The organism is Apilactobacillus kunkeei DSM 12361 = ATCC 700308 (assembly GCF_001281265.1).
Taxonomy (GTDB): domain Bacteria; phylum Bacillota; class Bacilli; order Lactobacillales; family Lactobacillaceae; genus Apilactobacillus; species Apilactobacillus kunkeei.
Map to the genome: position 1 here is coordinate 18,346 of NZ_JXDB01000003.1, position 10,792 is coordinate 29,137.

Annotated in this window: 10 protein-coding genes; 5 read left to right on the forward strand and 5 right to left on the reverse strand. The window is 35.3% G+C overall.

The features are described from left to right. Positions 1 to 83 precede the first annotated feature (83 nt). Positions 84 to 1,262 (reverse strand): SAM-dependent methyltransferase, encoded by a 1,179-nt coding sequence (locus RZ79_RS01310; protein ID WP_054449680.1) that lies wholly within the window; start codon positions 1,260 to 1,262, stop codon positions 84 to 86. Positions 1,263 to 1,410: 148 nt separating this feature from the next. Here RZ79_RS01310 and RZ79_RS01315 point away from each other — a divergent pair, with 148 nt between their 5' ends. Both RZ79_RS01315 and RZ79_RS01320 read left to right on the forward strand, forming a co-directional pair. Continuing rightward, positions 1,411 to 2,457 (forward strand): AI-2E family transporter, encoded by a 1,047-nt coding sequence (locus RZ79_RS01315; RefSeq protein WP_080997426.1) that lies wholly within the window; start codon positions 1,411 to 1,413, stop codon positions 2,455 to 2,457. Positions 2,458 to 2,527: 70 nt separating this feature from the next. Next, positions 2,528 to 3,220: a 2,3-diphosphoglycerate-dependent phosphoglycerate mutase gene (locus tag RZ79_RS01320; RefSeq protein WP_034532690.1), complete on the forward strand. Its 693-nt coding sequence runs from the start codon at positions 2,528 to 2,530 to the stop codon at positions 3,218 to 3,220. Positions 3,221 to 3,313: 93 nt separating this feature from the next. On the opposite strand, the gene RZ79_RS01325 is transcribed toward RZ79_RS01320, so the two are convergent. From RZ79_RS01325 to RZ79_RS01340, 4 genes are all read right to left on the reverse strand, one after another. Next, positions 3,314 to 4,246, reverse strand: a complete 933-nt coding sequence (locus RZ79_RS01325) for a polysaccharide deacetylase family protein (protein WP_237756525.1) — start codon at positions 4,244 to 4,246, stop codon at positions 3,314 to 3,316. After that, positions 4,236 to 4,547 carry a hypothetical protein gene (locus RZ79_RS01330; protein ID WP_053795126.1) on the reverse strand — a complete coding sequence of 104 codons (312 nt, stop codon included), beginning with the start codon at positions 4,545 to 4,547 and terminating at the stop codon, positions 4,236 to 4,238. The genes RZ79_RS01325 and RZ79_RS01330 overlap by 11 nt, the downstream gene beginning before the upstream one ends. A gap of 2 nt (positions 4,548 to 4,549) precedes the next feature. Beyond that, entirely contained in the window at positions 4,550 to 5,767 is a 1,218-nt protein-coding gene (locus RZ79_RS01335; protein WP_054449681.1) for a glycosyltransferase, read from the reverse strand. A 211-nt stretch (positions 5,768 to 5,978) separates the two neighbouring features. Continuing rightward, positions 5,979 to 6,443, reverse strand: coding sequence for a MerR family transcriptional regulator (locus tag RZ79_RS01340; protein WP_054449682.1), 465 nt, complete (start codon positions 6,441 to 6,443; stop codon positions 5,979 to 5,981). A gap of 184 nt (positions 6,444 to 6,627) precedes the next feature. Between RZ79_RS01340 and RZ79_RS01345 the strand changes: the two genes are divergently transcribed. The 3 genes from RZ79_RS01345 to tyrS all read left to right on the forward strand — a co-directional run bounded on the left by RZ79_RS01345 (position 6,628) and on the right by tyrS (position 10,395). Next, positions 6,628 to 8,073, forward strand: a complete 1,446-nt coding sequence (locus tag RZ79_RS01345) for an MDR family MFS transporter (RefSeq protein WP_054449683.1) — start codon at positions 6,628 to 6,630, stop codon at positions 8,071 to 8,073. After that, on the forward strand, positions 8,073 to 8,837 hold the full coding sequence (locus tag RZ79_RS01350) for a DUF4811 domain-containing protein (RefSeq protein WP_054449684.1): 765 nt from the start codon (positions 8,073 to 8,075) through the stop codon (positions 8,835 to 8,837). The genes RZ79_RS01345 and RZ79_RS01350 overlap by 1 nt, the downstream gene beginning before the upstream one ends. Before the next feature lie 301 nt (positions 8,838 to 9,138). After that, complete coding sequence (gene tyrS, locus RZ79_RS01355) at positions 9,139 to 10,395, forward strand: tyrosine--tRNA ligase (RefSeq protein WP_054449685.1); 1,257 nt, start codon at positions 9,139 to 9,141, stop codon at positions 10,393 to 10,395. Positions 10,396 to 10,792: the final 397 nt, after the last annotated feature.

The window sequence follows — 10,792 nt, forward strand, 5'->3', positions numbered from 1 at the left end:
AAATCAGAAATAAAAGTCAAGACAATTAAAAGAAAAAAACATCGGTGAAATTTTTTCACCGATGTTTTTAATAGTTTTTTCAATTATTTGTACATGTAATCTCTAGTGATTGGTAGTTCTTGTCCTGAAGGACCCTTTGAAATTAGGTATTGCATAACGTCAATGTTACCAGCCTTGAATGAACCAGCACATGTCTTTAGGTATAAGTCCCACATTTTTAAGAAGCGTTCGTCATCACCCATGACTTCTTTAACTTCATCAATATGATCATTAAAGTTCTTGTCCCAGTGTTCCAATGTGTATTGGTAGTGTCTTCTTAATGATTCTAAGTCATAGATTTGAAGACCATTGTTGATGATGTGATCTAGGTTTTCAGTCATACCTGGAACATATCCACCGGGGAAGATGTACTTGTTAATCCAACCATTGTAGGCTCCACCTTGTTGTCTTGTAATTCCGTGAATTAAAGCAACACCGTGGTCCTTTAGGTATTTGTTAATGCATGAGAAGTATTCGTTCAAGTTTTCTTTACCAACGTGTTCGAACATACCAACTGAAGTGATGTAATCAAAATGTTCATCACCTAGTTGACGGTAATCTTGTAAACGAACTTCAGCTTGGTCTTGCAAACCAAATTTTTCAATTTGTGCGTTTACGTAATCGCATTGTTCTTGACTTAAAGTAACACCGACTACGTTTAGCCCGTATTCTTTAGCAGCAGTTAGCATTAATGTACCCCAACCACAACCGATGTCTAGTAGGGTACGACCTGGCTTAGGATTTAGTTTCTTGATAATGTGGTGTACTTTTTGCATTTGAGCATCGTACAAGTCATCGTCAGGATTTTCAAAGTAAGCACATGAATAGGTCATTGTCTTATCTAACCAAATCTTGTAGAAGTCATTACCGATATCGTAGTGACTTTGAATGTCCTTCTTACTAGTGGACTCATTATGATTTTGCTTAGGTAGGAAATTAATGTATTTATGGTCACGAATAAAACTAGTTGACTTTTGGTAAGCTGAAACGATTAAGTCTTCAATACTTCCATCAACATCGATTTTTCCGTCCATGTAAGCTTCTCCCAATGCGATAGAAGCATTCTTTCTAATATCCTTGATAGGAATTGGTTCTTTCATAGTGATGGTAGCCTTAGGTTCACCTTCACCATATTTTTCAGATTTGCCGTCCCAATAATTTACTTGGATTGGTTCATTAAATCCGTGTTTAAAAAATGTTTTATAAAAAGTTTTTTCAAACATGAGAACAGTCCTTTCTTTATTAATAAAACCACGAACCCATTATACTCTTATAATGGTACTTTATGTAAGTAAAGACACCGACTAATTTCATTATTTTTTATAGTGTAAAATGTTATAATTAAAACACAACTAAATAGCGGGGTGAATTATGAAACTGTGGGATAAATTTATAGCCAACGTTAAATTAAGACGCTGGTGTGTATTGATTTTTATAATCTTTGTTTTATATCTAATGCGCTCAATGATGAGTATGTTACTACTAACTTTCATCTTCTCATTGTTAGTCACCAAATGGGTCAGCTTTGTCAGAAGATACATTAAGATTCCAGCACCTATCTTAGTCATTTTGACTTATCTACTATTCATTGCTGGGGTAGTAAGTGCGGTTGCAATTTACTCACCGGTAATTTACGACCAAGCTGTTACAGCATCAAAACACATTATTGATTTCTACGAAGATCCAAATAACCTTCATGGTACTAGCCAAATTAAAGACATGATTGTTCAGTTCATCCACCGTTCTAACTTCCTAAGCGAAGTGAAGGGGAGCTTCTCAATTATTCTTCAATATGTATCTAGTGTAGGCCAAATGGGGGTAACATTCTTCTTATCTCTAATCTTGAGTTTCTTCTTTACATTAGAAGAAAAATCAATGGGTGAGTTTAGCAAACGCTTCTTGGATGCAGAATTTTCATGGTTCTTCCAAGACGTTTACTACTTTGCTAAGACATTTACCAAGACATTTGGGGTCGTTTTAGAAGCACAATTCTTGATTGCACTATTTAACACCATCTTTACTACCTTAATCATGGCATTTATGGGAATTCCACAATTGGTAATTCTATCAATTATGATCTTTTTCCTAAGCCTAGTGCCTGTTGCTGGGGTAATTATTTCATTAGTGCCTTTATCAATTGTGGGTTACTCTGTAGGTGGATTTAAGTACATCATTTATCTAATTATCATGATTGCTGTAGTCCACTTCCTAGAAGCATACATTTTGAATCCAAAACTAATGTCTTCTAGAACAGAATTACCAATTTTCTATACATTTTGTGCCTTACTAATTGGTGAAGAAATTTTTGGAACATGGGGATTAATCGTCTCTGTACCAATTTTGGCTTTCTTCCTAGAAATTTTGGGAGTGAAAGGCGAAAATAAAAAATCAATAAATATAAAGAGAATTGTTAAATAGGATGTAAATTTTTTACTTTTGATGTAAAATAGTATTGTTGATTTAAGAAATAGAAAGGGGTTTTCGACCTATGTCAAAACTTGTATTAATCCGTCACGGACAAAGTCAATGGAACCTTTCAAACCAATTCACTGGTTGGGAAGATGTTGACCTAAGCGATAAGGGTGTAGAAGAAGCTAAAGAAGCTGGTAAATTAGTTAAGAAGGCAGGATTAGAATTTGATTACGCATATACTTCAGTTCTAACTCGTGCTATCAAGACATTACATTACGCCTTAGAAGAATCAGACCAACTATGGGTACCTGAAACTAAGACTTGGAGACTAAACGAACGTCATTACGGTCGTCTACAAGGTCTAAACAAGAAAGAAACTGCTGAAAAGTACGGAGACGAACAAGTTCACATTTGGCGTCGTTCATACGACACACTACCTCCACTATTGAGTGCAGATGACGAAGGTTCAGCTGTAAACGACCGTCGTTACAAGGACTTAGATCCTAACTTAATCCCTGGTGGTGAAAACCTAAAGGTTACTTTAGAACGTGTTATGCCTCTATGGGCTGACGAAATTGCTCCTAAGCTATTAGATGGCAAGAACGTTATCATCGCTGCACACGGTAACTCACTACGTGCATTAAGTAAGTACATTGAAAGAATCTCTGATGATGACATCATGGATCTTGAAATGAAGACAGGTGAACCTGTAGTTTACGAATTTAACGATAAACTAGAAGTTCAAAACAAGACAAAATTAGATAAGTAATAACTAAAAAGAAGTCCTCATATGAGGGCTTCTTTATTTGCAAAAAAAAGATAATAAAAAAGCCATACGATTATGTCGTATGGCTTTTTTTAATTAACTTTTCTTTGAGAACCATTCTCTGATACTTGGCCAACTATTTGTATTAATAATCATTCTTGGTGTGTAGATTGGATCAGTATGATTACCGTTACCATTGTTGTAAACAGTACCGGAATCGAGTGTTCCAACCCATCCTAGATGAGGTTGTCTTGCCAAGAATTGTGAGATTCTAGGAGTACCACCACCATAAGGATAGGCAAATGAATCAGCATAAATACCAGTGTGTGCCTTTAGCACTTTTCTAGATTTAACGAAGTCTTTTGTAAATCGATCGTAGTTCTTAGGTAGGTTAAACACTGGAATCAAATTTGAAGTAAGGTAATGCATGTTGTTGGTGTGAACACCAATTGTCATTAGGTTACCAGCTTCTTTTCTAGCTTCGTGAATTTGTGACCATGTAGCTAGTTGAGTACCTTCACGATATCTACCGGTGTTACCGGTGATAATGAAAGTAGTGAATGGGTAGTTGTACTTCTTCATGATTGGAATCGCGTTATCAATAGTAGTTCTATCAATATCATCAAATGTTAGTACAGCATATTTACCTTTGATTGGTTTCTTTGAATTGGTCATCTTTACCATTTCAGCACCGGAGATAACCTTGATGTTGTGCTTGTGTAAGAATTCCATTTGTTCTTTGAATTCGTTAGCGGGCACATCGAAATCGTGAAGTTGTGAATTGGTTGATAGGGTTCTTGAAACGTTAACCCCTAGGTTGTTCTTTAAGATACGGTGGTAACAAAATACCAAGATACCGTTTTTTGCTTTTTCTTCTTGCTTAGTTAATCCGTAGTATTCACTACTACCTTTATCGTAAGCAACAGATCTGTGAATAGTAAATGACATAATGACGAACAAAATGATTGCTAAAATAATAACAATAATCTTACGTTGCTTTCTTGTCATTTTTTGATTCTTATTTGACATTTTTGTTTAACCTCCGTAAATAAACTAATCTAAATGTTGAGTATATTGCAGTGATAATAATTAATCCAGCAATCGCAATTAATAGTTTGATGTATAAATCGTAGTTTAGGTTTAACAATAGGTAGAAACTAACGAAATCATCACTGTAGAAACCAAATAGAAAAGCGAAGTTTACGACTAAAACAAAGGCAACATAAATCCATAAAGCAGCGAATAGAATAAAGTGAACTAAACGTCTTAATGGACTAATGCTCTTTCTAATTACGAATGTTTCGTAATCTTTTCTCAAATCTTTCTTCATAATTATTTTACCCCCCGGTCTGGACTGCTCCAGGTACCTACATTTTCAGGATCTAGGAAGAATGAAACTAAAGCCAAGATACATGAGATTAAGTTAATCATCCAGTAGTAAACAATGTAAGCAGGAATCAATAGTAAATCGACGAAACTTAATAGGGCGGTTTCGTGTGAACCATAGAAACCGATGAAGAATTGTAAGATGCTGACGATGATAAGTACTAATAAGACATCACCATCTAATTGAACTTCATGAATTAATAATAGGTTGAAGAAATAAGAGATAGTACTCAATGCAGTTAAAACAGCCCAAGTACTACTGATAATTGTTTCGTACATTAAAGCTTTTTGAGTAATTGAACCATGTAGTAGAAGATCCTTGTTCTTAGCAATAACTTCCATACCACCACGAGCCCAACGACGACGTTGTTTAATTAAGTTTCTAGTGTTTTCTGGAACTAGAATCCAACAGATTGCTGTAGGTTGATAACTAACGCTCCAACCCTTACGATACATTCTCCAAGTAATATCAATATCTTCAGTAATAACATCAGTATGCCATCCACCTACGTCTTCTAGTGCTTCACGTCTAAAACCAACGATAACACCAGAAACAGTATTGATACGTCCATATAGGTATGATTGAGCTTTTTTGATAATATCGATAACACCGATATATTCAAGAAGTTGTAAACGACCTAAAACCGTAGTTCTATTTCTAACGACTGGTTTACCAGCAACGGCACCTAGTTTTGGATTAGTCTTAAGTGTCTTAACTAGTTCAGTTACAGAATTCTTTGCTAGTAGGGAGTCTGAATCGATACCAACAACGTATTTTCCTTCAGAAACCTTAAAACCTTCGTTCATTGCGTTAGCTTTACCTTGGTTAACGTCGATTGGAACGACCTTGATTTTGAATTGATTAGCATATTGCTTTTGCAACTTGTACATAATATCTAATGTATCGTCATCACTTTTATCATCAATTAAAACAACTTCGAAGTTGTTGTAGTCAATGTTTGAAATTGCTGAAATCGCTTCGTTTAACGTATCACTTTCGTTATGAGCGGGGACTAGAATTGACACTGATTCAGATCCATCCACTTTAGCGAATTTTTCAGAGCGACGGTAGATGTTACAGTATATCGCCCCGACAATCCAAATTGCTGACACAACAATTGGATATCCGATAATGAAATCGTTAATAATATCTAAAAACCACATTATAAATGAATTCCTCCTTTAAGGACCACTAAATAAGATATTAGAATACAATAAGATATTTTAGCGTTTTGTTCATATGTATGACTGTAAAAACCATATATTTATCATACTTCAATTATAAATTAAACTTCCTAATATATCAAAGCTATGAGCCTCAATTGTTTCAATATTATTACAAATAAAAAATGAATTCCATACTTGGAATTCATTTTTAGCTTTTCTTAATAATTTGGGCCTCTAAATCGCCGTCATAGTCGACAAAGTAGACATGTTTATCTGGATCATCTTTTAAGGGACCCATGTCGATTGCTGGACGTTCATTAATCACGTCAATGCAATTAAATCGCTGTTTTGCGATTCTGTGAAGAAGACTGCCGGTTTTATCAAATACTTCTGCTTTTTCCGCTGCCTTAGTGAGTGTGTATCCCGAGTTCAAAAAAGATTTGATTAACTCTACCTTAATAATTGATGAATATGGATAACGATGACTGGTATTTTTATCACCTTTTTGGCAGCGAATGTATCCTTTTTGTTCCCAATATCTAATCTTACTTTGTGGCACGTTACAGGTTCTAGACAACCCACCGATTCCGATTGATAAATCAAGATCTTGCATTAGCTTATGAACGCGGTCGGAGTAATCTTGAATGTCTTCCTTACTATATTTTTCTTCCACAATCTCACATCCTTTTCTTCTTAAATTTCTTAATTTTTTCTGAATAGTGTCACATAATCAATAATTATTATATATTTTTTAATATCTTTGTCAAATTTGTTGACAAAGAAAAATGTCAGATGTATATTAGTTATTGTCGAAATTTATAGAGAAAATAAAAATATTAACGAAAAGGGGTTAGATTATGAATGTAGATGCAAACGGTAAATCATACAACAAGATTATGCTTGTTGTGATTTTATTGGTTGGTACTTTCTGTACTATTTTAAATCAAACAATTTTAGCAACTGCGTTTCCTACATTAATGAAAGACTTTGACATTAGTACTTCAACTGTTCAATGGTTAACTTCTGGATTTATGTTGGTTAACGGGATTGCAATTCCAGTTAGTGCATGGTTATCAAACCGTGTTAACACTAAATGGTTATACTTAGGAGCAATGACGGTTTTTGAAGCAGGGACTGTACTTGCTTTCTTCGCTCCTAACTTTGGTACATTGTTAGCAGCTCGTTTAATACAAGCACTTGGTGTTGGTGTAACAATGCCATTGCTACAAACTATCATGCTTAGAATTTTCCCACCTGAAAAACGTGGGGCAGCTATGGGATTATCCGGTGTTGTTATCGGTTTAGCTCCAGCAATTGGACCAACTCTATCAGGATGGATTTTAATTAACTACTCATGGCGTGATCTATTTGGAATTATTATTCCAATCGTCGCCATTGTGATTTTATTAGGTCTATACTACATGCGTCCAATTCTACCTACTAATAAGGAAAAAATTGATGTATTGTCATTAATTCTTTCAACTATTGGTTTCGGTAGTGCACTATACGGTTTCTCAGAAGTTGGTACTGATGGATGGGGTAGCGCAACAGTTATCTCAACATTAATTATTGGTGCAATCTTTATCGTATTATTTGTATGGCGTCAATTAGTAATGGAAAAACCATTCTTAGACGTACGAGTATTCAAGTCAGCTAAGTTCTCAATCGCAACTATTCTTTCATCAATTACAATGATGGCTTTAGTTGGATTTGAAATGGTTCTACCATTATACCTACAAATTGTTCGTGGGATGAACGCTTTCCATTCAGGATTAAGTCTATTACTTGGTGCTTTAATGATGGGGGTTGTTTCACCATTCGCTGGTCAAATCTTTGATAAGCACGGTGCTAAGAAACTAATCACCACTGGTTTAATTCTATTGTTCTTCGGTACAGTGCCATTTGCATATATTACCGCAGACACTGGAATTACCTACATCATTATCCTATATGCTGTAAGAACATTTGGTATGGCGCTTGTAATGATGCCTTCAACTACTTACGGTATGAACGCATTACCTGATGACAAGATCAACCACGGTACTGCAGTTAACAATACTGTAAGACAAGTTGGTGCTGCCATCGCTACAGCCGTATTGGTTTCAATTCTATCTAACGTAACTACAAGCAACATGCCTGCTAAGTCACTATTAAAACTAGATCCATTGGCTTACAAGGATTCAGCAATTAACGCTACATTAAGTGGGTACCATGCTGCATTCTGGGTAGCTGCATTCTTCATTGTAGTTGGATTCATTGCTAGCTTCTGGCTACATGACAACAAAAAGGGGGTAAATAAATAATGATTTTATTCGTACTATGCATTACTGCATTCCTATTCTTTATTTGTTTTAACCTATTAACTAACAACAAGGTATTGCACGCAATTACTTCTATTGTATTTGCTGTTCTATTTATCCTTTCAACTTTCTTCATTACTATTAACTTCCATGATCACTATGGTATGCACAAAGTTACCCACGAAACTTCAACTAATTTAGTTTCAAGTACTGACAAGGGCATGAACATGTTACTTTACCAACCAATCGGTACTTCAGGTAAAGACAAGGTTGTTATTTACCGTACTGATGAAAATGCAACTAAGCCATCACACACTGGTACTGATAAGGTAGAAAACAAGATTATTACTATTAATAATGCTAAGGCTAAGCTAGTAACTAAGACTGTTAAGCATGAATACAACTCAAGTGCTAATCGCCTATGGTTTGGTTTGGCACAAAAACCAACTAGAGTAAAAACAATAAATTACTTCTACGTTCCAAAGAGCTGGATGACTTTAACAGTTAACCAAGCAAAACAATTACCTGCAATCATCAAAGAAATTAGTGGATCAAACACTGATGCTCAAGCCCAAATGAAGATGGCGGCTGAACAATACGTTCAAGCTCAAGTGAAGGCAGCAATGATGAAGAACCCTAAGATGACAAGTGCACAACAAAAGGCACTAGTTAAGAAGGCAACTGCTGAATTTACTCAAAAAGCTCAAGCTGAAGCTCTTCAAAAGATGATGCCTGAAATCAAGCAAAAGTTAAGCCAAATTAAATAGTGTTGACTTTTATTTCTTTGCTGATTATTATGATAGTATCTATTAAATATAAAGCTAAGAAGTAGTTACCAGTATTTAATGCGATTTGTGTATTCAGAAACCTAGTGGGAATGCGAACTAGGCAAACGCGTTGAAGAATTACACCTACAGAGCTTTCCATTATTGGACGCGTCATTTCGTTATAAATGATTGAAAGAGATTGTACATTAGTACGATAACTTGGGTGGTAACGCGGATTAACAAAAACATTTCGTCCCTGACAATTTATTTGTCAGGGACTTTTTTATTAGGAGGAAGAAACATGGACATTATCGATGATTTACAATGGCGTGGCGCCATTAATCAACAAACTGATGCTGAAGGCCTAAAGAAAGAAGTTAACGAAAAGAAGATTGGTCTATACGCAGGAATTGACCCAACTGGTGACAGTATGCACGTTGGACACTTAATTCCATTCATGATTTTAAAGAGATTCCAACTAGCTGGATACAAACCAGTTATTCTAATTGGTGGTGCTACTGGTTCAATCGGTGACCCATCAGGTAAGAAGGCTGAAAGAAAGTTACAAAGTATGGAACAAGTTAAGCACAATGAAGAATGCTTAACTAACCAAATGAAGAGTTTGTTTGGTGAAGATGGTAAGTTCCAAATTGTTAACAACTACGACTGGACTTCAAAACTATCATTATTAGACTTCCTTCGTATTTATGGTAAACGTTTCAACGTTAACACTATGTTGAATAAGGAAATTGTTTCAAGTCGTCTAGAAACAGGTATCTCATACACTGAATTTACCTACCAAATTCTACAAGCGATGGACTTTGAACACCTATACAAGAACAATGGTGTTGAATTACAAATCGGTGGTGCTGATCAATGGGGTAACATCACTGGCGGTATCGAACTAATCCATAAGACCCAAGGTGCAGATGCAAAAGCATTTGGTTTAACTATTCCATTAATGCTTAAAGCAGATGGTACTAAGTTTGGTAAGACTGAAGGTGGAGCTGTATGGTTAGATCCAGAAAAGACTACACCTTACGAATTCTACCAATTCTGGATTAACACTGATGATAGGGATGTAATCAAGTACTTGAAGTACTTCACTTTCCTAAACAAAGAAGAAATCGAAGAACTAGAAGAACAAGTTAAGAACGAACCATGGAAGAGAGTTGCTCAACGTCGTCTAGCCGAAGAAGTAACTGAATTTGTTCATGGTAAGGATGCTGTAGTTGAAGCACAAAACATTACCGAAGCATTATTCTCAGGAAACGTTCAAGACTTAACTACTGCTGAAGTAGAAACTGGATTCAAGAACATGCCTTCCGTTGAAGTTAGTGCAGACAAGAAGAATATTGTTGAATGGTTGGCAGATGATACTGCAATCGAACCATCAAGAAGACAAGCTAGAGAAGATGTAAGTAACGGTGCTATCCGTATTAATGGAGAAAAGGTTGACGATGTTGATTTCGAAATCGACCCAAGTACTTCATTCGACGGTAAGTTCGTTGTTGTTAGAAGGGGTAAGAAGAAGTACTTCTTAGCTAGAATTAAATAGTAATAGGATCATATAAAAGTAGATTGATTAGTTCAATCTACTTTTTTTAATTTATTTGCGGAGAAGTGTTGACTTTATAAGGTTTACCTGGCATAATATTATTTGTTGTTGAGAGAGGTAATCAAAAATGATTACAAATCAGCAACGATTAATTTTTCAAAACATGTTGACACAATGTCATTAATTTGATATTATAAATGAGTTGCGTTATTGATATGACGCGAAAGTCATTAAAAAAAGTTGTTGACACGGCTTTGATAAGATGATATTATTAACAAGTTGTCAATTGAGACAACAAGTTAATAAAAGGTAGATCTTTGAAAACTGAACAAGATTGATAATCGATGATGTGTAAGGAACTTACAACTTGGTTGTAAGAATTAAACATTGCGAAGTC